Annotated in this window: 19 protein-coding genes; 5 read left to right on the top strand and 14 right to left on the bottom strand. The window is 61.0% G+C overall.

All coding sequences use genetic code 11. The features are described from left to right. Positions 1 to 84 precede the first annotated feature (84 nt). The gene (uvrA, locus tag AC3WK5_RS20690; RefSeq protein WP_054594274.1) at positions 85 to 2,919 is read right to left on the bottom strand and encodes an excinuclease ABC subunit UvrA; all 2,835 of its coding nucleotides are present in this window, start codon (positions 2,917 to 2,919) and stop codon (positions 85 to 87) included. Positions 2,920 to 3,112: 193 nt separating this feature from the next. Between uvrA and AC3WK5_RS20695 the strand changes: the two genes are divergently transcribed. Continuing rightward, positions 3,113 to 4,510 (top strand): MFS transporter, encoded by a 1,398-nt coding sequence (locus tag AC3WK5_RS20695; protein WP_054594273.1) that lies wholly within the window; start codon positions 3,113 to 3,115, stop codon positions 4,508 to 4,510. Between the two features lie 9 nt (positions 4,511 to 4,519). Next, the gene (locus AC3WK5_RS20700) at positions 4,520 to 5,041 is read left to right on the top strand and encodes a single-stranded DNA-binding protein (protein WP_053162823.1); all 522 of its coding nucleotides are present in this window, start codon (positions 4,520 to 4,522) and stop codon (positions 5,039 to 5,041) included. 87 nt (positions 5,042 to 5,128) lie between these two features. Here AC3WK5_RS20700 and AC3WK5_RS20705 read toward each other — a convergent pair whose 3' ends face one another. From AC3WK5_RS20705 to AC3WK5_RS20745, 9 genes are all read right to left on the bottom strand, one after another. Next, positions 5,129 to 6,286 carry a glutathionylspermidine synthase family protein gene (locus tag AC3WK5_RS20705; protein ID WP_103318366.1) on the bottom strand — a complete coding sequence of 386 codons (1,158 nt, stop codon included), beginning with the start codon at positions 6,284 to 6,286 and terminating at the stop codon, positions 5,129 to 5,131. Positions 6,287 to 6,298: 12 nt separating this feature from the next. Next, entirely contained in the window at positions 6,299 to 7,027 is a 729-nt protein-coding gene (locus tag AC3WK5_RS20710; RefSeq protein WP_103318364.1) for a DUF1190 domain-containing protein, read from the bottom strand. A gap of 19 nt (positions 7,028 to 7,046) precedes the next feature. Further along, complete coding sequence (locus AC3WK5_RS20715; RefSeq protein WP_054594270.1) at positions 7,047 to 7,475, bottom strand: DUF350 domain-containing protein; 429 nt, start codon at positions 7,473 to 7,475, stop codon at positions 7,047 to 7,049. Between the two features lie 13 nt (positions 7,476 to 7,488). Beyond that, positions 7,489 to 8,139 carry a DUF2491 family protein gene (locus AC3WK5_RS20720; protein ID WP_103318362.1) on the bottom strand — a complete coding sequence of 217 codons (651 nt, stop codon included), beginning with the start codon at positions 8,137 to 8,139 and terminating at the stop codon, positions 7,489 to 7,491. Then, a complete protein-coding gene (locus tag AC3WK5_RS20725) occupies positions 8,126 to 8,338 on the bottom strand; it encodes a hypothetical protein (RefSeq protein ID WP_103318360.1) in 213 nt (70 codons plus the stop codon). Before AC3WK5_RS20725 ends, AC3WK5_RS20720 begins: the two co-directional genes overlap by 14 nt. A gap of 73 nt (positions 8,339 to 8,411) precedes the next feature. Next, a complete protein-coding gene (locus AC3WK5_RS20730) occupies positions 8,412 to 8,975 on the bottom strand; it encodes a rhomboid family intramembrane serine protease (RefSeq protein WP_103318358.1) in 564 nt (187 codons plus the stop codon). Positions 8,976 to 9,044: 69 nt separating this feature from the next. Beyond that, complete coding sequence (locus tag AC3WK5_RS20735; protein WP_103318357.1) at positions 9,045 to 9,746, bottom strand: PspA/IM30 family protein; 702 nt, start codon at positions 9,744 to 9,746, stop codon at positions 9,045 to 9,047. A gap of 19 nt (positions 9,747 to 9,765) precedes the next feature. After that, entirely contained in the window at positions 9,766 to 10,443 is a 678-nt protein-coding gene (locus tag AC3WK5_RS20740; protein ID WP_054594265.1) for a YjfI family protein, read from the bottom strand. 165 nt (positions 10,444 to 10,608) lie between these two features. Beyond that, positions 10,609 to 11,163, bottom strand: a complete 555-nt coding sequence (locus tag AC3WK5_RS20745) for a cysteine hydrolase family protein (protein ID WP_103318355.1) — start codon at positions 11,161 to 11,163, stop codon at positions 10,609 to 10,611. A 98-nt stretch (positions 11,164 to 11,261) separates the two neighbouring features. On the opposite strand from AC3WK5_RS20745, the gene AC3WK5_RS20750 reads away from it, so the two are divergent. Next, positions 11,262 to 12,251, top strand: coding sequence for a GlxA family transcriptional regulator (locus tag AC3WK5_RS20750; protein WP_103318353.1), 990 nt, complete (start codon positions 11,262 to 11,264; stop codon positions 12,249 to 12,251). A gap of 210 nt (positions 12,252 to 12,461) precedes the next feature. Here AC3WK5_RS20750 and AC3WK5_RS20755 read toward each other — a convergent pair whose 3' ends face one another. After that, positions 12,462 to 13,673, bottom strand: a complete 1,212-nt coding sequence (locus tag AC3WK5_RS20755) for an MFS transporter (RefSeq protein WP_019693863.1) — start codon at positions 13,671 to 13,673, stop codon at positions 12,462 to 12,464. 127 nt (positions 13,674 to 13,800) lie between these two features. Then, positions 13,801 to 18,117 carry a DEAD/DEAH box helicase gene (locus AC3WK5_RS20760; protein WP_103318351.1) on the bottom strand — a complete coding sequence of 1,439 codons (4,317 nt, stop codon included), beginning with the start codon at positions 18,115 to 18,117 and terminating at the stop codon, positions 13,801 to 13,803. 363 nt (positions 18,118 to 18,480) lie between these two features. Between AC3WK5_RS20760 and AC3WK5_RS20765 the strand changes: the two genes are divergently transcribed. Next, a complete protein-coding gene (locus AC3WK5_RS20765; RefSeq protein ID WP_019693861.1) occupies positions 18,481 to 19,365 on the top strand; it encodes a sugar nucleotide-binding protein in 885 nt (294 codons plus the stop codon). Further along, on the top strand, positions 19,358 to 20,287 hold the full coding sequence (locus AC3WK5_RS20770) for an NAD-dependent epimerase/dehydratase family protein (protein ID WP_103318348.1): 930 nt from the start codon (positions 19,358 to 19,360) through the stop codon (positions 20,285 to 20,287). Before AC3WK5_RS20765 ends, AC3WK5_RS20770 begins: the two co-directional genes overlap by 8 nt. 56 nt (positions 20,288 to 20,343) lie before the next feature. Here AC3WK5_RS20770 and AC3WK5_RS20775 read toward each other — a convergent pair whose 3' ends face one another. Next, positions 20,344 to 21,042 (bottom strand): OmpW/AlkL family protein, encoded by a 699-nt coding sequence (locus AC3WK5_RS20775; protein WP_103318346.1) that lies wholly within the window; start codon positions 21,040 to 21,042, stop codon positions 20,344 to 20,346. Positions 21,043 to 21,261: 219 nt separating this feature from the next. Next, on the bottom strand, positions 21,262 to 21,780 hold the full coding sequence (locus AC3WK5_RS20780) for a DUF3299 domain-containing protein (protein WP_103318344.1): 519 nt from the start codon (positions 21,778 to 21,780) through the stop codon (positions 21,262 to 21,264). Between the last annotated feature and the right edge of the window lie 4 nt (positions 21,781 to 21,784).

The following is a 21,784-nucleotide window of genomic DNA, read 5'->3' on the forward strand; positions in this document are numbered from 1 at the left end:
GCCGGCAAGCCGCGCTCCTACAACTCAGGTACAAAAAAGCCCCGGTCACAGATGACGTGACCGGGGCTTTTTCTTGCGTGGACGTTAAGCCCGATCGCGTTCCAACAATGGCTTGAGGTAGAAACCGGTATGCGACTGCTTCATCTCGGCGACTTCCTCCGGTGTGCCCACGGCAATAATCTGCCCGCCCTTGGAACCGCCTTCCGGCCCAAGGTCCACCAGCCAGTCAGCAGTCTTGATCACATCCAGGTTGTGCTCGATCACCACCACGGTATTGCCGTGATCGCGCAGGCGGTGGAGTACATCAAGCAGCTGCTGGATATCCGCGAAGTGCAGGCCGGTGGTCGGCTCGTCGAGGATGTACAGGGTTTTGCCGGTATCGCGCTTGGACAGCTCGCGGGACAGCTTGACCCGCTGGGCTTCACCGCCCGACAGGGTGGTCGCCGATTGCCCCAGCTTGATGTACGACAAGCCCACATCCATCAACGTCTGAAGCTTGCGCGCCAGCGCTGGAACCGCATCGAAAAACACTCGGGCTTCTTCGATGGTCATTTCCAGCGTTTCGTGGATGCTCTTGCCCTTGTACTTGATCTCCAGGGTTTCGCGGTTGTAGCGCTTGCTCTTGCAGACGTCGCACGGGACATAGATGTCCGGCAGAAAGTGCATTTCCACCTTGATCAGGCCATCGCCCTGACAGGCCTCGCAACGTCCGCCCTTCACGTTGAAGGAGAAACGTCCCGGACCATAGCCGCGTGAGCGGGACTCCGGCACGCCGGCAAACAATTCACGAATCGGTGTGAACAGCCCGGTGTAGGTCGCCGGGTTGGAGCGTGGCGTACGGCCGATCGGGCTTTGGTCGATGTCGACGACTTTGTCCAGATGCTCAAGGCCCTTGATGCTGTCGTGGGCAGCGGCTTCCAGGGTGGTTGCACCATTCAGTGCAGTCGCGCTGAGCGGGAACAGGGTGTTGTTGATCAGCGTCGACTTGCCGGAGCCGGACACGCCGGTCACGCAGGTCAGCAAACCAATCGGAATCTCCAGGTCGACGTCGCGCAAGTTATTGCCCCGGGCGCCCTTGAGCGACAACGAGAGCTTCTTGTTGCGTGCTGTGCGTTTGGCCGGGACTTCGATTTTCACGCGGCCGGACAGGTATTTACCCGTCAGCGAGTCAGGGTGCGCCATGACTTCGGCCGGGGTGCCTTCGGCGACAATGTGACCACCGTGCACGCCCGCACCCGGGCCGATGTCCACTACATAGTCGGCCAGACGAATCGCATCTTCGTCGTGCTCGACCACGATCACCGTGTTGCCGATATCGCGCAGATGCTTGAGCGTTCCCAGCAGTCGATCGTTGTCGCGCTGGTGCAAGCCAATCGACGGTTCGTCGAGAATGTACAGCACGCCCACCAGACCGGCGCCGATCTGGCTGGCCAGACGAATACGTTGTGCTTCACCGCCAGACAGCGTGTCGGCACTGCGGTCCAGCGACAGATAGTCGAGACCGACGTTGACCAGGAACTGCAAGCGCTCGCGGATTTCCTTGAGAATCTTGTCGGCAATTTCGCCGCGTCGACCGGTCAGTTTCAGCGTGCCGAAGTAATCGGACGCATCGCCGATCGGCAGGTTGGTCACCGCCGGCAGTGTCTTCTCGCCGACCCACACATGCCGCGCTTCACGGCGCAGGCGAGTACCGCGGCAATCCGGGCAAGGCTGGGTGCTGAGGAACTTGGCCAGTTCTTCGCGCACCGAAGCGGACTCGGTTTCGCGGTAGCGACGGTCCAGGTTCGGCACGATGCCTTCGAACGGGTGCGAGCGTTTGACGATGTCGCCACGGTCGTTCAAATATTTGAAATCGACGTTCTGCGTGCCGCTGCCGTGCAGGATGACCTTCTGCTGATCGGCTGGCAGCTGGTTGAACGGCACTTCCAGGCTGAAGCCGTAATGCGAGGCCAGTGAACCGAGCATCTGGAAGTAGTAGACGTTACGCCTGTCCCAGCCGCGAATCGCCCCTTCAGCCAGGGTCAGCTCGCCATTGACCAGGCGCTTGATGTCGAAGAACTGCTTAACCCCCAAGCCGTCGCAGGTCGGGCAGGCGCCTGCTGGATTGTTGAAGGAGAACAGCTTGGGTTCAAGTTCGCTGATCGCATGGCCGCAGATCGGGCAGGCGAAGCGCGCGGAGAAGATCATTTCTTCGCCCGGCTCGTCGTCCATCGGCGCGACCAGCGCAATTCCGTCGGCCAGTTTCAGCGCCGTCTCGAACGACTCGGCCAGCCGCTGTTGCAGATCGGCGCGGACCTTGAAGCGGTCGACCACGACATCGATCGAGTGCTTCTTCTGTTTATCCAGCTTCGGCAGTTCGTCCAGCTCGAAGAGCTTGCCGTTGACCCGGGCCCGGACAAAGCCCTGGGCGCGCAGTTCTTCGAAGACCGAAAGGTGTTCGCCCTTGCGCTCGCGGATCACCGGTGCCAGCAGCATCAACTTGCTGCCTTCGGGCTCGGCGAGGACCAGGTCGACCATCTGGCTGACGGTCTGCGCTTCCAGTGGAATATCGTGATCCGGGCAGCGCGGAATACCCACGCGAGCATAAAGCAGGCGCAGGTAGTCGTAGATCTCGGTGATGGTGCCGACTGTCGAGCGCGGGTTGTGCGAGGTCGACTTCTGTTCGATGGAGATGGCTGGCGACAGACCTTCGATGGTGTCGACGTCAGGCTTTTCCATCATCGACAGGAACTGCCGGGCATAGGCCGACAGCGACTCGACATAGCGTCGCTGACCCTCGGCGTACAGCGTGTCGAATGCCAGGGAAGACTTGCCGGACCCGGACAAACCGGTGATGACGATCAGTTTGTCCCGCGGCAGGGTCAGGTCGATGTTCTTCAGGTTGTGGGTTCGAGCCCCACGAATCAGGATCTTGTCCAAGGTGGCCTCGCTTGGCGGGCGTCGAAAACGTAGGAGTATACGGGCAAATACTGGATGGATGCACACTATCAAATGACGCTTGCTGAACGGCGCCTGACAACGGCGCGAGGCAGGCTCGCGACAAAGCGTCGCCCTATACCCCGTCAACCGATGGGACTGGTAGAATCGCCGCCGGTTCACATGAGGTTATTCCATGCACGATCCCCACAGCGAACGCATGAGTGGTGGCGAGACCCGCGCAGCAAGCGGTCTGGCCCTGGTGTTCGCCTTCCGTATGCTTGGCATGTTTATGGTGTTGCCGGTGTTGGCGACCTATGGAATGGATCTCGCAGGAGCGACCCCGGCCCTCATCGGTCTGGCGATTGGCGCTTACGGCCTGACTCAGGCGATTTTTCAGATTCCGTTCGGGATCATTTCCGACCGTATCGGCCGCCGCCCTGTGATTTACCTGGGGCTGATCGTCTTCGCCCTCGGTAGCGTTTTGGCCGCCAATGCCGATTCGATCTGGGGTGTGATCGCCGGACGAATCCTGCAAGGCGCCGGGGCGATTTCCGCGGCGGTCATGGCCTTGCTGTCGGACCTGACCCGCGAACAGCACCGCACCAAAGCCATGGCCATGATCGGCATGACTATCGGTCTGTCGTTCGCCGTGGCCATGGTGGTCGGGCCGCTGCTGACCCGCGCCTTTGGTCTGTCCGGCTTGTTCCTGGCGACGGGCGGCATGGCGCTGTTTGGCATCGTGATCGTGATGTTCATGGTGCCGCGCGCCACCAGCCCGTTGCATCACCGCGAATCCGGCGTTGCCCGTCAGGCGCTGATCCCGACGCTCAAGCATCCGGACCTGCTGCGCCTGGACCTGGGCATTTTTGTGTTGCACGCGATGTTGATGTCGAGTTTCGTCGCGTTGCCATTGGCGCTGGTCGAAAAAGCCGGATTGCCCAAGGAGCAGCACTGGTGGGTGTACCTGACCGCGCTGCTGATTTCGTTCTTCGCCATGATCCCGTTCATTATCTACGGCGAGAAGAAACGCAAAATGAAACGAGTTTTACTCGGTGCGGTCAGTACGCTGATGCTCACTGAGCTATTCTTCTGGCAGTTCGGCGACAGCTTGCGGGCCCTGGTGATTGGTACGGTGGTGTTTTTCACCGCATTCAATCTGCTCGAAGCTTCGTTGCCGTCGCTGATCAGCAAGGTTTCACCGGCAGGCGGCAAAGGCACGGCGATGGGGGTTTATTCCACCAGTCAGTTCCTCGGATCGGCACTGGGCGGGATCATGGGCGGCTGGATGTTCCAGCATGGCGGTCTGTCGGCTGTGTTCCTTGGATGCGCAGGACTGGCTGCCCTCTGGTTGGCCTTTGCTGTTACCATGCGTGAACCTCCCTATGTGACGAGCCTGCGCTTGCCGTTATCGCCTGAAGCGATCCGCGAAGCTGGTTTGGTCGAGCGCCTGCTGGCCGTCGTTGGGGTAACAGATGCAGTGGTGGTTGCTGATGAAGCGGCCATTTACATCAAATTGGACACCGAACTATTGGATCGCACGACCCTCGAGAGCCTGGTCAACAACCCGGCCCCGACCGCGTGCGAAGCCTAGGAGAACGTTATGGCCCGTGGGGTTAACAAAGTCATATTGGTCGGCACTTGCGGCCAGGATCCCGAAGTTCGCTACTTGCCTAACGGTAACGCCGTGACCAACCTGAGTCTGGCGACCAGCGAACAATGGACCGACAAGCAAACCGGTCAGAAAGTCGAAAAGACCGAATGGCACCGTGTATCGATGTTCGGCAAGGTTGCGGAAATCGCCGGCGAATACCTGCGTAAAGGTTCGCAGGTCTACATCGAAGGCAAGCTGCAAACCCGCGAGTGGGAAAAAGACGGTATCAAGCGTTACACCACTGAAATCGTGGTCGACATGCAGGGTACCATGCAGCTGCTGGGCGGCCGTCCACAGGGCGACCAACAGGGCCAGGGCGGCGGTAACAACTACCAGCAATCCGCTCCGCGTCAGCAAGCTCCGCGTCCGCAGCAGTCGGCTCCGCAACAGCGTTCGGCTCCGGCGCCACAGCAGGCCGCACCGCAGCCAGCTCCGGATTTCGACAGCTTTGATGACGATATTCCGTTCTGATCATCAGATCCGCCGGATATAGACAAAAGGCCCGTAGCAAACGCTACGAGCCTTTTTCTTTGGGCGCTTTCCGGAGGTGGAGGTCGTTCAATCAAGTATCAGGTGCGGCAAAAACCGGCTTGAGTCTTTGGTGATCAAGCTGTTGTCCTCGCGCACGCCGATGCCGGCCGCCTGATCGCCGATCACCCAGGAGCCGATCAGCGTGTAGCTGTCGCCGAACTTCGGCAGCGGGGCGAACTCCTGGAGGATGAACGGCGCGTCGGTGTACGGCCCGTCTTCCTTTACGACCAGACCATCCGGGGTCTGCAGCTCGATGTTGGCGCCTTCGCGGGAGAAGAACGGCTTGCGCACCCAGCCTTTCGGCACCGCTTTTCCGGGCTCGGGATCCAGGTGGGTGGCAAGCAGGTTCGGGTGCCCTTTATTGAACTCCCACAGCAGAGGGAGGATGCCTTTGTTCGAGATGATCGATTTCCAGGCCGGCTCGAAAAACTGCGTGTCACATCCGGCGATGGCTTCACCAAACGGCTCGTGGAAAATGAATTCCCAGGCGTGCAGTTTGAACAGGTGGGGAATCCAGCGTTCTTCAAGGTCGACGAAGCGTCCTTCGCTGTTGAGGCCGATGTCTTCGATATCGATGTGGCGTGACTCGATCCCGACTTTTTCGGCGATCAGCCGCAAGTAGTCGGTGGTGCCTTTGTCTTCGACCGAGGCTTTCATCGAGGCGAAGTAGAAAGGTTGTTTGATCTGCAATTGCGCAAAGGCCTGATGCAGCTTGGTGTCGATGCTGTTGAACTGATCGGCATGGCTGGGCAGCAAGCCGCGTTCGATGCATTGCTCCAGCCAGCCCCACTGAAACGCTGACGCCTCGTACAGGCTGGTGGGCGTGTCATAGTTGAGTTCCAGCAATTTGGCGGGGCCGGTGCCGTTGTAGGAGAAGTCCAGGCGACCGTAAAGGTGCGGATGGCCTTCGCGCCATGAAGTACGAATCATGTCGAAGAAGGGCGCCGGAATGCTCAGGCGCTCCAGCAGTTCTTCGCTCTGCACCACCCGGTCGACCAGGTCCATGCACATCTCATGGAGTTCGGTAGTCGGGTCTTCGAGGTCGTTCTCGATCTGCTTGAGCGTGAATTGGTAATACGCGCTCTCGTCCCAGTAGGGCTCGTCGTCGATGGTGTGAAACATGAAGCCGAGGTTTTCGGCGGTCTGCTTCCAGTCGTGACGTTCCTGGCAGAGGATTTTCTTCATGGCGCTCGCTCCTTAACTGCTCGATCGACCGGAACTGCTCGAGCCACCCCAGCCGCTGCGTGCACTGGCCTGGCTGCCAAAGCCGCCCCGGGAAGTGGACGATGCCACTGAGATTGGCTTGGAGCTGCTCGACTTGAACGTGGAGCTGCTGTAGCCACTACCGTATTTCGCCTGGTCCGATTTGGTGAAGCTCGATCCCGTGGCGATGCGCTGGCTGAGCGTCGACGATGAGTAGTCACCGCGTGAATCGCGGTAGCGGTAAACCGGTTCGGCGTTATAGCTGCCCCGGTTGCTGTTGAGCATATTGCTGATCAACATGCCGGCCAGAAGACCGTTGACCATTCCGCCTGAACCGCCGGAGCTCACTTCGGAGGCGGGCAGTTGTGCTTTGGCGGCGTCCAGCTGGGTCTGGGTGACTTCGCCATTGGCTGCCAGCTCGAAGCCGCCGAGTTTTGGAATGAACTTGCCGGTGGAGTCCTGTTGGCACCAGTCAGCGACAAAGTCGGCGTCGCAATCGGCCTGGCTGTCATACAGCGGCGCAATGCGACGGTGTTCGGTGAGGGCGGTCATGTAGGCGTTGGAGCAGACACTCACCGGAAGCTTTTGATCCACGCACTGCTGCACGGATTGAAAGTTGAACTTCTGATTCACTGTGTAGGTTTTTTCTGTCGGCCCGCAACCGGATATTGCGACGGCGACCGATGCCGCCAGGGACAGTTGAACGTACTTGCTTCGTTTCATCATTGCCTCCGTGGCGCGATCAGTTCTGCGAAGGGGTCATGCACGCAGCATTGAGCAGGCCAACGCTGATGGCGACGGCTGCGACGTAGATGGCGGCAGCGATTTCGCCATTACGGATGCGTTCGGAGGTGCCTTTAAGCACCAGGCTGGTCATCAGGAACGCCAACAGTTGCACCACTGCGGCAATCAGTGCCCACACGGCGAAGTCCAGCAGGTTGACCGAGTAGGCAATCACATTGCTCGCCGGGATCGCGAAACCGATGATGGCGCCGGACAGGGCGATGGCGGCCGCGGTGTTGCCGGAGCGAATCAGTTCGAACTCTTTGTGCGGCGTGATGCGGGTGTAGACGAACTGGAAAATCGCGAACAGCAGGGCGGCACCGATGATGTACGAAACAAATCCCAGGACGGCGGCTTTGTTCAGCGAGACGGAGAGTGCTTCTAGCATGGGCTGTTCCTTTTTAAAGAGTAGTGAGGTCGGTGGTGTACAGCGAGATACCCAGTGAGGTGCTCAAGCTGATGCTGCCTTCGGCGTCTTCTTCGACCGAGAACAGCAGGAATTCGCGGCGGTCGGTCAAACCGGTCTCGCGGGCGTAGAGCATCGAGCGATGTTCCACGACGTAGGACTGATCCGGATTGCTGACCTGCTCAGTGAAGGCCACCAGCTCGGTCTGCCCGGCCTCGGTGCCCCATTCGCGGCTGTATTCGACGCCGTCATGGGTGTAGGTCGGCAGGCCGATCAGGCTGTCCGGCCCCGCGAGCCTGCGCAGTTCGGCTTCACTGTTGAGGGTGACGTAGCTCTGGTAGTTGAACAGGATCACCGACTCGACCTGGCCGGCGACGGCGCCAGTGGTATGAACCTGCAGCCAGAAGTCTTCGTCGTCCATGTAGTAGCGCGAAAGCCAGGTCGACTGGCCGAGGTCAACAGTGCCAACGCTCCAGATCTGCTGGGTGCCGGGAATGACCACGCTGGTTTTTTCGTCAAGCAACAGTTTGAGGGTAGTGTCGAACACCAGCGCTTTGCCCTGGCCGAGCCCGAGGGGGCCGGCAACCGGTGCGCTGTCCTTGGGTGTCGGGGCCTCAAGGCCCATCAGCTGTTTAAACCATCCCATGGGTGATTTCCTTCAGGCGGGTGGAAGGGGTATTGATCGAAGGCTGTAGTGGGCCTTTGGCGCGGAGGCCTATGAGGAGCGCCAGCTCGCCCAGGCAGGCGCTGGCAGCGTGTACACCCAAGGCGATGGCGAGTCTGCCCGATCCAGACGTGTGGATGAGCGACGCTGCGTACATGCGTAAAAAGAGGAAAATAGACATTCGTCCCTGGCTCCCTGGGGTGACGCGTCCTTGACGAATAAACCCGCCGTGGACCTTTTTCGTGCCCGCGTGTTTACCGGGCTGCATTAGACCTGCTGCGCGGCCTGGAGAGAAGTAGCCGGGCTGCAATAAATCCGGCGAATGCGCCGCCAATATGCCCTTCGAATGAGGTGCCCTGGCGCGGAATAAAGCCGAAAATCAGGCTTGCGTAGAGGAGGGCGACAATGCCGGCGATCAGAACGTTGCTCCAGCTGCGGTGGAACCAGGCACGCGCCAGAAGGTACGCCCAGAGGCCAAAGACCCAGGCGCTGGCGCCCACATGAACGCCGTTGAAACCGAACAGCCAGACCAGCGAGCCGCCGAACAGAATGATGATTGCGCTGACGGCCGCAAAGCGTTTGAAGCCCTCGGCGATCACCAGGGTTCCCAGCACCAGGAACGGCACCAGGTTGGCGATCAAGTGCGCGAAGGATATGTGCAGAAACGGTGAGGCCACAATTCCGACGAGGCCGTGGGCGGTTCGGGGGACCAGGCCGAATATCGTCAGGCTGTAGCCTGTCAGTACGTTCAGCAGGTGGATCGCGACCATCAGCATGGCCAGGCCTGCGATGATCTTGAAGCCGGTTACCCTGTCCATCCTTGTCCTCGAGTCGACAAAAAGAAGGGCACGTCGGTGCCCTTGCTTCTGAGTGCTTGCGTAAGCAGGTTACTCGGCCGATTGTTTTTTCAGGCGGTCCAGAATCGAGTTCGCACTGCCCTGGTCCGGAGTGATACCGGCTTCGCGCAGCTTGCGCTCCAGGTCGTTGCCGGTGGACGCGTCCGCCAGTTCGTCGCTCGCTTCCAGCTCGGCAGCACGTTGTTCCTGCTTGGCTTGCAGACGGTTCAAGGTGCCGACGGCGGTTTCCAGTTTGCCGTTGGCGCCGCCGCTGGCGATGGAGGCGCTGACCTGCGCTTTCTGTACGCTTTCACGGGCCTTGGCCATGTCCACTTGTTGGCGCAGGCTCTTGATGCGGGCTTCGGCCTTGGTGATGTCCTTGCGCATTTTGTCGGCGTAGGCACCGAACTCGGTGGTTTGCTTCTGTTCGGCGTCGAGTTCGTTGGTCAGGGTCGAAATGGCTTCGGCCACTTCCAGTGCCAGGTCTTCACGGTTGGCCTGGAGCGCGGCCATGGCCTTGGATTCCAGGTCCTTGATCTTGGCGTTGTACTGCGCCACGCGCTCGGCCGAGAGTTTGTGCTTGGCCATGATGGTGACCAGTTCGCGCTTGGCGTTTGCCAGAGCGCTGTCGGCGTCGCGGATTTCCTGATCGAGGATGCGCAGGGCCTGTTGGTCGGCGATGGCTTCGCCGACTTCGCTGGCACCGCCACGCAGTGCGGTGAACAACTTGCTCCAGATCGATTGGTTTTGCATGCGTCGGTACTCCCGAAAATTAGTTGAAGAAGCTTTCGAAGGCTTCGCTGGCGCGCTGAACGTTGTCGACGAGGGTTTTGATTTCGGTCACGACGTTGGTCAGGCTGGACTCGGAACTGAGCGCACCGAACATGTTGTAGACGGTCTGGCCGTTGGGCATGGATTCAATTCCGATCGACGACAGCGGGAACATTTCCCGGCTGCGCAGCACGGCATCGTTGAAGCGCTGCACGTCCTTGATGGATTCGAGATCGACCAGCACCGTGTCGACGATGATTTGCTCGCCGACGACGGCGATGTAAATCGGCAGCCCGCCAAACTCGTTCATTTCAAGCTTGATGCTCTGCTCGGAGCCTTGAATCAACGTCAGGGTGATTTCATTGGATACCACCTCATCAAGGGCCTGCAGGGCGCTGAAGAGGCGATCGATGTTCCAGTTGTTACCTGCGCTCATGTAATCCTCCAACATGAATGAACCAGCCAGGATCGGCTGGCGTAGCTGTTTCTCCATTTGCTTGAGCAGGCTCCGGTTTTCGGGAAGCACCCAAGTTTCATGTTTCACATAGCCGGCGGCGCTAAGTCCTCCGCGCATCTGCTTCATATAGAAGCTCGATGGTTTTTTCGCGGAGGGTTTCGAGCGCTCTCCCTGGCTGCTCGCGGGTGTTGTGTCTGAGGCTGCTGGAGAGCGACGTTTCATTGCAGTGGCTCCGCTTTGTTTTGTATCACGCGTGAGAACACTACAGATAAATTCAGGCACTCTCAACAACTCACGCGTGAGATTTTTAATCGACTGATTTTCATCACGAAAAAAGGCCCGTAGCGTGTCAGCGCTACGGGCCTTCGGGTTTTGATGGAGACAGATTCAGTGACTGGTCGTCAGGAAGTCATCGGTGGACACCACCGTTGCATAGGCAAATCCAAGGGCCGACATGAAGGCCGCGTGTACCTGGGCCGCCGGAACGATAACCCCGTTGAACTCCAGGTCACGGGTGGCGCAGGCGTCGTGGATCACTGTGACGCCGTAGCCAAGATCGGCCGCGGCACGTGCGGCGCCATCGATGCACATGTGGCTCATGCTGCCGACGATCACCAGGTTGTCGATGCCGTGTTGGTCAAGGATCGCCTCCAGTTCGGTTTCGCGGAACGCGTTGACGAAGTGTTTGAGCACCACCGGTTCATGGCTGCGGTTGCGGACTTTTGGGTGCAGCTGCGCACCCTCCGATCCCGGTGTGAAAAACGGTGCGGTGTCAGAGGTGAATTCGTGGCGGATATGCACCACCTGATCACCGGCATCACGGAAGGCCTGGATCACCCGCGCGGCATTGTCGGCAGCCGCGTCGGCGCCGACCAGCGGCCATTTGCCTTGAGGGAAGTAGTCATTCTGGATATCGACTACGATGAGCGCTTGCTTGGCCATGGTTGTTTCCTCGGAAGGGTTGGTGTGGAACGAAGTATTGGGTTTCGCCGGCCGTTCGAGGATTGGCCGCACCGACAATAGAAGGGGGAAAACTGACAATGGGCGTAGAACGCGCAGTCGCCGAGTTGGGCGTGCTGATCTATCCCGGCGCGCAGATGGCGGCGGTGCATGGTTTGACGGATTTGTTCGGTGTCGCGAATCGCATTGCCGCCGAGCATCAGAGCGTGCAACTGCCATTGTTGCGAGTCAGCCACTGGCAGGCGGATGCCGAGCATGCGCCCCAACGCATTTACGACAGTCATCCCGCTGCTGACGGCGCACTGATAGCGCTGTTGATCCCGCCCTCGATTGGCGGCTTTTCCGAAGGTCAGGCATCGCCTGCGCTTATTCAGTGGATTCGCCAGCAACACGCGGCTGGCGCGACCCTTGGCGGGGTGTGCGTGGGGTCTATTCTGTTGGCCGAAAGCGGTCTGCTCGACGGTCGTCGCGCCACCACTCACTGGACCTCGGCGAAAAAATTCGCCGAGCGTTACCCGAAGGTCGCGCTCAACGCCGACAAACCCATCGTCGACGACGGCGACCTGATCACCACTGGCGGATTAATGGCCTGGTCAGAGCTGGGTTTGCGCCTGGTCAATCGTCTGATGGGGCCGAGCATCGCCACCAGCACTGCGCGTTTTCTGGTGATCGAACACAGCGACAGTGCGAGCGAATGCGGCAGTAACTTCGCACCGATTCTGAGCCATGGCGATGCAGCGATTCTCAAGGTTCAGCACTGGTTGCAAGCCAACGGTGCGGTGGAGGTGTCGCTGAGCGCGATGTCGCAGCAAGCAGGGCTGGAAGAGCGGACATTCCTGCGGCGCTTTCGAGCCGCGACCGGTTTGAAACCGACCGAGTACTGCCAGCACCTGCGAGTCGGCAAGGCCCGGGAAATGCTTGAGTTCACCAACGGCACCATCGATCACATCGCCTGGAACGTCGGCTACTCGGACCCGAGTGCGTTTCGCGCCACGTTCAAGAAAATCACCGGCCTGGCGCCGAGCGATTATCGCGCACGATTCGGGGTGACGGCCCCCGCACGGCAATAAGCAACACGTCCCCGTAGCAGCTGCCGAGCCTGCGAGGCTGCGTTCGGCTGCGTAGCAGTCGTGAAATCAGGTACCACGTTATTTCAGGTTAACCGTGGAGGCAGGATTTACGGCCGCTACGCAGCCGAACGCAGGCTGCGCCAGCTGCTACGGATTGCGTACCGGCTTAGCTGACTGGCATTAGCCCAAAGACTGCGTTTTTGTTAGGGATCAGTGCCCGGCGACAATCTGTGCCGAACCCTGCACCGGCTCGGCATACACCGGGCCGAGGCGATCGAGACGACCGCTCCAGGCGGTCAGCGCCAACGCGACCAGCACCACCAGACCACCAATCCACGCAGTATGGATCAAGCCCATGTGGGCGACGATCAACCCGCCACCCCAGGCACCGCCAGCGATGCCGAGGTTGAAGGCTGCGATGTTCAGACCCGAAGCGACGTCCACCGCGTTCGGCGTGTGATGCTCAGCCTGACGCACCACATACACTTGCAGGCCGGGCACGTTGCCGAACGCCACGGCGCCCCAGACCAGTACGGTGGCCAGTGCCAGCCAAGGATTACCGGCGGTGAAGGTCAGTACGAACAGCACCGCGGCGAGCAGGGCGAAGATCAGTTTCAGCGCGCTGATCGGTCCGCGTTTATCGGCCAGTTTGCCGCCCCAGATATTGCCGATGGCCACCGAGACTCCGTAGACCAGCAGCACCAGGCTGACGGTGCTGGCGCTGAAGCCGGAAATATCCTGAAGAATCGGTGCCAGGAACGTGAAGGCGATAAACGAACCGCCGTAACCGACAGCCGTCATGGCGTACACCAGCAGCAAACGCGGTTGTTTCAGTACCTGCAATTGCTGCAACAACGACGCGGGTTTGCTGTGGGCGATGTTTTTTGGCACGTAGATCAGGCTGCCGATGAATGCAATCACACCCAGCGCCGACACGGCGAGGAAGGTCTCGCGCCAGCCGAAATGTTGACCGATAAAGGTCCCCAACGGCACGCCGGTCACCAGGGCCACGGTCAGGCCGGTGAACATGATGGCAATCGCGCTGGCGGCTTTTTCTTTCGGCACCAGGCTGGTGGCGATGGTCGAGCCAATCGAGAAGAACACCCCGTGGGCCAGGCCGGTGACGATTCGCGCAATGACCAGCGATTCGTAACTCGGGGCTTTCCAGGCCAACAGGTTGCCGAGGGTGAACAGCACCATCAGCGACAGCAGCAACAATTTGCGTGGGACCTTGCCAGTCAGGGCGGTGAGCACGGGTGCGCCAATGGCGACACCCAGTGCGTAAAGGCTGACCAGCAGGCCGGCTGACGGCAGGCTGACCCCAAGGTCGGCACCGATGGTGGGTAACAGGCCAACGATGACGAACTCGGTCGTCCCGATGGCAAAAGCGCTAAGGGTCAGCGCGAGCAAGGCAATGGGCATGGCTGCAACTCCGGTGGTTTGATTCAGGAGCGCAGTGTCGGGGTTGGGTTCTTGCGGAAAAATAGCGAGGCGGGCATTTGATATTTGACCGTTAAGCAAAGATCAAAGGCGCGTAACCCAAAACCGCTTACAGGGTTCTGTATTGGGTCAGTTTTTTGTGCAGCTCAGCGGTATTGGGCTGATCCAGTTCCAGCCAGTAATGCTGAGTGCCGGCGATTTCGGCCGCGGCTGGCAAACCATCGCGGTACACCAACCGGTTGCTGGCGAGGGCGGGGACTTTGTGCCCCGGCAGCAGAGTGCCGGCGAGGTTTAGCGGGTCGACGCCGCAAACACTGATCAGGCTGCCGTCATGCGGGCGGCGGCGTACTTCGCGTAGCAGCGGGATCGCTTCGGGCAGGGCGAATTGTTCACCCGCCAGACCGCTGACAAAACGTCCGCCGCGAATCTCTCCACGCGCCTCCAGCCGGTGAAAGGTGCGCAGCAATTCGCGCCAGCTCGGCAGCCACTCGGCCTCGCGTTCCAGCAGCCGCCAGAACACCACGCCGTAACGCCTGAGCAAGGTCAGGGCGATGTGTTCGAGGGTTTCGCTCGGGGTGCCACGGTTATCCACAACCGGCGGCATCGATTGACGGCGCAACAAGGCCCAGCGCCCGGCATCGTCCATTCCGCCGACAAACGCCCCGCGTCCCCGTCGGCTGCTGCGCGCCTGGCGTTTGCTGGCCGGTGTAATCAACGCGCGCAGGCCGGCGAAGCTGTCGGCGTTGACCAGCCCGGCGCCGACCAGCTCCTGCAAGGCGATCTCCAGTTCACTGCGCAGCAGATGGGCTTCGTGCAGCAGTTCATCGAAGAACAGCGCGCCATGTTGGCTCAGCGCTTGATGGACTTTCTGGGTTTTGGGCGACAGCTCGCTGACCTCCGGTGGCTCGGTCAGGCTGCTCCAGAGCGGGACCTGTGCCCGTGGCAACAACACAATCGGCGTGCTGCGCAGCGCTGCGCTAGTGGCTTTGTTGCGCACCGTCAGCCGGGTCCAGACCAGTTTCCCGCTGCGGCACAGCTCATCCAGCCACGTCGATGAATAGTTCTTGAGCCGCGCCGGCAGAAGATCGCTGTCCCAGGCAGACGCGGCTGCCGGGTAGCCTTCGAACTGACTGACAATCGCCGGCAACACCGCGCTGCCCTGGCCTTGGGTGGCTGGCGACAGATGCTGCCAGTCAAACAGAAAGCGCATGAAATCCTGCAACGCCACGGGTTCGATTTCCCGCCGCAGGCGTTTGACCGTGTAACGATGAATGCGCGCCAGCAAATGCCGTTCGCACCATTCTTTTTGCGAGGCCGCCGGGCTGAAGCGCCCGCACAACACATAACCTTCGCGCTCCAGTTGCGCCAGCGCTTGAGTGACTTGAGCCGTCGAAAGCCCCAACGGTTGAGCAATCGCATGAATCGGCAACGGACCAAATGCGCTCAGGCGAGCGCGGATCAGTTCGACCAGCGCCTCATCGGCGTCCCAGGTTTCGTCGAAACCCGGCAAGGCCTGCAACGGCGGTAACAACGCGGCGTGTGGGTAGATCGCTTGCAGGCAGGTCAGGCGCTCCAGTGCCAGCCATATCGCTTGATCCGGGTTGATCTGCAAACGGCTGGCGCGACCACTGTCGGCCAGGGCCTGCAGCCAGTGCGGCCACTGCGGATTGGCTTGTGCTTCGGCGCCGCTGATGGCCGCCAGGCTCATCAGCGCTTCATGCATTTCATCGACGTTGGTGGGTAGTGGCCAGGCCTCATCGTGCACCGATTGAATGGCCTCGGCATCCAGCGCGCCGAGGTCATCGGTCGATTGCGGGTCGCTCCAGCGGCGGTTGAGCACCGCTTGAGTACGGCGTTCTTCCAGCGGCGCATCGTCGAGAAAGGTGTAGGGCCGGGCGCTGAGAATTTCCGCCGCCAGCGGCGAGGGCGCAGGCAAGTCGCGGCTGATCAAGCGCACTTCGCCGCGCTCCATGCGCCGCAACAGCGCCAGCCAGCCATCGCAGTCCATGGCTTCGTGCAGGCAATCGTCGAGGGTTTGTTCGACCAGCGGGTGGTCGGGAATTTCGCGCTCGCCGACGAGGTTTTCCAGGCAGGCGATCTGGTCGGGAAACACGCTGGCGATCAGGTCTTCGCTTTTCATCCGCTGGATCTGCGGCGGCACTTTGCGTCCGCCGCTGTACCGCGGCAACGCGAGGGCGACGCCGGCGTTCCAGCGCCAGCGCACGCCAAATAGTGGCGCGTCGAGTACCGCTTGAATCAGGATCTGTTCGGCAGTGTTGCTGTGCAGATAACGCCAGACCTCGTCCAGCTCGAAGCTGTGGCTGGTGGACAGCGACAAGACGATGGCGTCTTCGCTGGCGGCAGCCTGCAATTCGAAGTTGAAGGTGCGGCAAAAACGCTTGCGCAAAGCCAGGCCCCAGGCACGGTTGATGCGGCTGCCGAACAGCGAGTGAATGATCAACTGAGTACCGCCGGACTCGTCGAAAAACCGCTCCATCAGCAGCGTGTCCTGAGACGGCAGGGCGCCGAGCGTCAGCCGGGCGCGGGCGAGGTAGTCCACCAGTTGTTCGGCGCTGGCGAGGTTCAGGCCGAGGGTCTCGGTCAGCCAGTCGATGCTCGGTTGCACATCGCCGGGCGTCGCGCTCAGCAGCTCATCAAGATGCGCGTGCAGGCGCGCCACGGCGAGCGACAATTCGGCACTGCGCCCTGGTGCTTCACCGAGCCAGAAGGGGATGGTCGGCGGCTGTCCCTGGGCGTCTTCGACGCGGATCTTGCCGGTTTCGACCCGCAGGATCCGGTACGAAGTGTTGCCCAACTGAAAGACGTCGCCAGCGATGCTTTCCACCGCGAAGTCTTCGTTGACGCTGCCGATGTTCAGCCCTTGTGGCTCCAGCAGCACGCTGTAATCGGCGTTGTCGGGAATCGTCCCGCCACTGGTCACCGCCGTCAGTTTGGCGCCGCGCCGGCCACGTAATGTGCGAGTCACCGCGTCGCGGTGCAGGTAGGCGCTGCGGATTCCCTGGCGGCCGTTATAGCCTTCGGCGAGCATCTGCAGCAGCGCTTGATAGTGCGTTTCGTCGAGTTCGGTATAGGGCGATGCGCGGCGTACCATTTCGAGCAGGGCCCGCTCCTGCCATTCCTGGCAACTGACCTCGGCGACGATCTGCTGCGCCAGTACGTCCAGCGGCGCTTGGGGGATCAGCAAGGTGTCGAGTTCGCCCCGGCGCACACAGTCGAGCAGGGCGGCGCATTCGATCAGGTCGTCGCGGGTGGTGGCGAACAGGCGGCCCTTGGGTGTGCCGCCGACCTGGTGCCCGGAGCGTCCGACCCGTTGCAGAAACCCGGCGATCGAACGCGGCGAGGCGATCTGGCAGACCAGGTCGACGTCGCCGATGTCGATGCCCAGTTCCAGCGACGCGGTGGCGATCAATACTTGCAGGTCGCCACGCTTGAGCCGCTGTTCGGCATCGAGGCGAAACTCCTTGGCCAGGCTGCCGTGGTGGGCGGCGACGGCGTCTTTGCCCAAGCGCTCGCTAAGGTGACGGCTCAGGCGCTCGGCCAAGCGTCGGGTGTTGACGAAAATCAGCGTGGTCCGATGCTCGCGTGCAAGCTCTGCGATACGGTCGTAGACCAGCTCCCAGACATCGTTGGCCATCACCGCCGACAGCGGCACCGGCGGCACTTCGATGCCCAGGTCCCGCCGACGAGCGTGGCCGATATCGATGATCTCGCAGGGGCGGCCGGTGCCCACCAGAAAACGCGAAACCGCTTCGATGGGTTTTTGCGTGGCAGACAGGCCGATGCGCATCAGTGGCTCGCAGCACAAGGCCTGTAAACGCTCCAGGCTCAGGGCCAGGTGGCTGCCGCGCTTGCTGCCGGCGATGGCGTGGATTTCGTCGACGATCACTGTGCGGGTGCTGGCGAGCATGCGCCGGCCGGAGTCGGAGCCGAGCAGCACGTACAGTGACTCCGGGGTGGTAACCAGAATGTGCGGCGCGCTTTTGCGCATCGCCGAGCGGTCCTTTTGCGGAGTGTCGCCAGTGCGCACGGCGGTGTTGATCTGTAGTTCGGGGAAGCCCAGTTGTCGCAGTTGCTCGGTGATACCGGCCAGCGGGGTTTGCAGGTTGATCTGAATGTCGTTGGACAGCGCCTTGAGGGGCGAGACGTAAACCACCAGGGTTTCGTCGGGTAATTCGCCACCGTGGGCCAGGCCTTGATGGACCAGATCGTCAATGACCGCAAGAAACGCCGTGAGGGTTTTGCCGGAGCCGGTCGGCGCGGCAACCAGCGTCGAACGGCGCTGGCGAATCAACGGCCACGCGCCGGCTTGCGCGGCGGTGACCGCCGGGAAGGTGCTGTTGAACCAGGCGCGGACGGCAGGGTGAAAGCCTGCCAGGGCGCTCTCGGCTGATACGGGGAGGTTCATGGGGTAATTTATGCGGCTGGGGGCAGGAAGTTGCAAGTCTGCGCAGCTAACCGGTAATCCTGTGGCGAGGGGGCTTGCCCCCGTTGGGCTGCGAAGCGGCCCCAAAACCAGCGACCACGTTCCATCTGGTACACCGCGTCCACTGGATTGCGACTGCTTTGCAGTCGAACGGGGGCAAGCCCCCTCGCCACAACAAGCCCGTTTACCCAAATGAGCGGGTGTGAAACCTGAGGATCTACACTTTACGAGTGACGGTTGCGCTTTAAACCCGCAAAATGCAACGATTCTGGCAATTCTCAACGGCAACGCCTGCGGGCTTGCCGATCAAATCATCGTTCCAAACAGACTGGGCCTGCTGACTCTATGCGAATGCGCCTTATGTTACTGGGTGGCGGAAATGCCCTTGGGCAGGCGCTGATTCGCCTCGGTGCAGAGGAAGACATCGGTTTCCTCGCCCCCCGTCCACCGCAAGACGGCTGGGACGCCGCAAGCCTGACGCAGCTGCTCGACGACACTCGTCCCGATGCGCTGATCAATCTCGCCTACTACTTCGACTGGTTTCAGGCGGAGAGCGTGGCCGAGGCGCGCTTGGCTGCCCAGGAGCGGGCGGTCGAGCGGCTGGCCGAACTGTGCCAGCATCACAATATTGTCCTGGTGCAGCCTTCCAGCTATCGGGTATTCGATGGCTCGCGGGCGACGGCCTACAGCGAAAAAGACGAACCGGTGCCGCTGGGGCTGCGTGGCCAGGCCTTGTGGCGTATCGAGCAAAGCGTGCGCGCGACCTGCCCGCAACATGTGATGCTGCGTTTTGGCTGGTTGCTCGATGACAGCGTCGACGGCACCCTCGGGCGTTTCCTCGCGCGTGCCGAACTGCCTGAAGAACTGCTGATGGCCGATGACCGGCGTGGCAACCCGACACCGGTGGACGATGCTGCGCGGGTGATCATTTCGGTGCTCAAGCAACTCGATTGCGCAGCGCCACTGTGGGGCACTTACCATTACGCCGGGCATGAGGCGACCACGCCGCTGGCGCTGGGGCAGGCGATCCTCGCCGAAGCGCGCAATCTGCACCCGCTGGCGATTGAAGCACCGACCGCGCAGGCTCACGCCGCACGGCCGGATGCCGCCGAAGAACCACAGCATGCGGTACTCGCCTGCAAGAAAATTCTGCACACCTTCGGGATCAAGCCACGCGCCTGGCGCGCAGCGCTCCCGGGCTTACTGGATAGGTTTTATCGTCATGGCTGATGGCCCTGTTTTGATCACCGGCGGTGCCGGTTTTATTGGTTCGCACCTTGCTGACGCCTTGCTCGCCAAGGGGCATTCGGTGCGCATCCTCGACGACCTGTCCACCGGTAAACGCAGCAACCTGCCACTGGACAATCCACGGGTCGAACTGATCGAAGGTGACGTCGCCGATGCTGCGCTGGTGGCAAAGGTGATGCTCGGTTGCAGCGCGGTGGCGCATTTGGCCGCCGTGGCGTCGGTTCAGGCGTCGGTGGATGATCCGGTGCGCACTCACCAGAGCAATTTCATCGGCACCTTGAGCGTCTGCGAAGCGATGCGTCAGGCCGGCGTCAAGCGCGTGCTGTTCGCTTCAAGCGCAGCGGTCTACGGCAATAACGGTGAAGGCGAGTCGATCGACGAAGAGACCGCCAAGGCGCCGCTCACGCCGTACGCCGCAGACAAGCTGGCAGGCGAGTACTACCTCGACTTCTACCGTCGGCAGCACGGTCTGGAGCCGGCGATTTTCCGTTTCTTCAACATCTTCGGTCCGCGGCAGGATCCGTCATCGCCGTACTCCGGGGTGATCAGCATTTTCAGCGAGCGGGCGCAGAAAGGCCTGCCAATCACCGTGTTCGGTGACGGTGAACAGACCCGCGATTTTGTCTATGTCGAAGACCTGGTCGACCTGCTGGTGCAGGCGATTGAAATGCCGACGCTTGAAGTGGGCGCGGTGAATGTCGGCTGGAACCAGGCGACGACCCTCAAGCAAATGCTCCAGGCGTTGGAGGAAGTGGTGGGGCAGTTGCCACCGATTGCCTACGGCCCGGCACGCTCCGGCGACATCCGCCATTCGCGGGCGAACAACCAGCGTCTGTTGCAGCGCTTCACCTTTCCCGAGCAGACGCCAATGAGCGTCGGGCTGGCGCGGTTGTTGGGACGCTGAGTTTTTCGCAGTCATGAAAAAGGCGCCTTTCGAGGCGCCTTTTTCATGCGGCGGATTTAGAACTTGTAACCCAGACCCACCATGTAGATCCACGGGTCCACGTCGATGTTGACCTTGGCGCGGGTGCCGGGGGCGACTGCGTTGTTGTCCACGTAGCCGGTGGTGTCGATGTCGATGTAGCGCACCTGGCCGTTGAGCATGATGTGGTCGGTCAGCATGTAATCGGCACCGACCTGCCATGCGAGGCCCCAGGAGTTTTTCGTCTTGAAGTTGCTGAAGCCGTTGGCTTGCGCTTCGTTACTGAGCTTTTCGTCGTAGATCCAGGTGTAGTTGATACCGGCGCCCACATACGGCTGGAATGCAGACTTGTTGTTGAGCGGGTAGTAAACCACGCTCAGGGTCGGCGGCAGGTGTTTGAGGGTGCCGAGCTTACCGTTGGCCGCGCCCAGGGAGGTGCCTTTGAGGTTTACGTCATGCTGGAACGGCGAGGCGGCGAGCAGCTCGATGCCGATATCGGGGGTGAGCATGTACGCGAAGTTCAGGCCCAGCTGCGTGCTGCTGTCCATGGTCGCCTTGCCACCCAGATCGGCACCTGCCAATGGACCGCGATCAACTTTGACGCTGGAACTGCCGGCTGTCGGGTTTACGGTGATTGCACCGGCCCGAACAATGATGTCACCGGCTTCATGGGCCTGGGCGAAGGGGGTTGCAAGCGCGAATGCAATGAGGGACGCGCTGAGCAATGACTTGTGCATGGGGGCTCCAAAGGAAGATTCAAATTCTGTATCTCCAATGGTACGAAGCGTCAGGAACGGCGCTTTTGACTCAGCTCAATGAAACAGTGATGGAGTTTGAGTCAGGGAGCCTTCTGCGACCGCTTCGCGGGCAAGCCTTGCTCCTACAGGTTTCCGCTATCCGTAGGAGCAAGGCTTGCCCGCGATGGCGTCATCACGGGCAACGAATAACTACCTGATTCACTCCGGCAATTCGTACTCGTAGATCTTGTCCGCATCCATCTGATACCCGGCGTCCGCCAATTCGCTGCTCGACGCTTTGACCTGCATTGCTCCTTCAATCCAGTACGGCTGATACAGCTCGTCGAGCTTCACTCCACCCTTGCTTTTAACATGGACGATCTGGTTCGACGGCGGAGGCGGTACGTGGATGCATGCGCCGAAATACGGCACCAGCAGAAAATCGGTAGTGCGACCTTCCTCGCTGACTTCCAGCGGCACGATGTAACCCGGCAGGCGAATATTCTTGCCGTCGAGGCTTTTCACCACCGGCGCATTGGGCATGTCTTGCTTGGCCGCTGGCGCGGACTCGGCGGACAACGCGCTGCTCATCTGCGACAGGTCGTGCAGCGGTTTCATGTTCGGCACTTCTGCCGGCGCGTCGGGCGGGATCATTTCCGCCCAGGTCAGGTCTTTCGGTGCGGCCGCCCACAGGGGCAGGGCGACCAGCATCAACAGCGCAGGCAGAGCGCGGAGCATTTTC

This window comes from Pseudomonas sp. FW306-02-D09B, assembly GCF_058782685.1.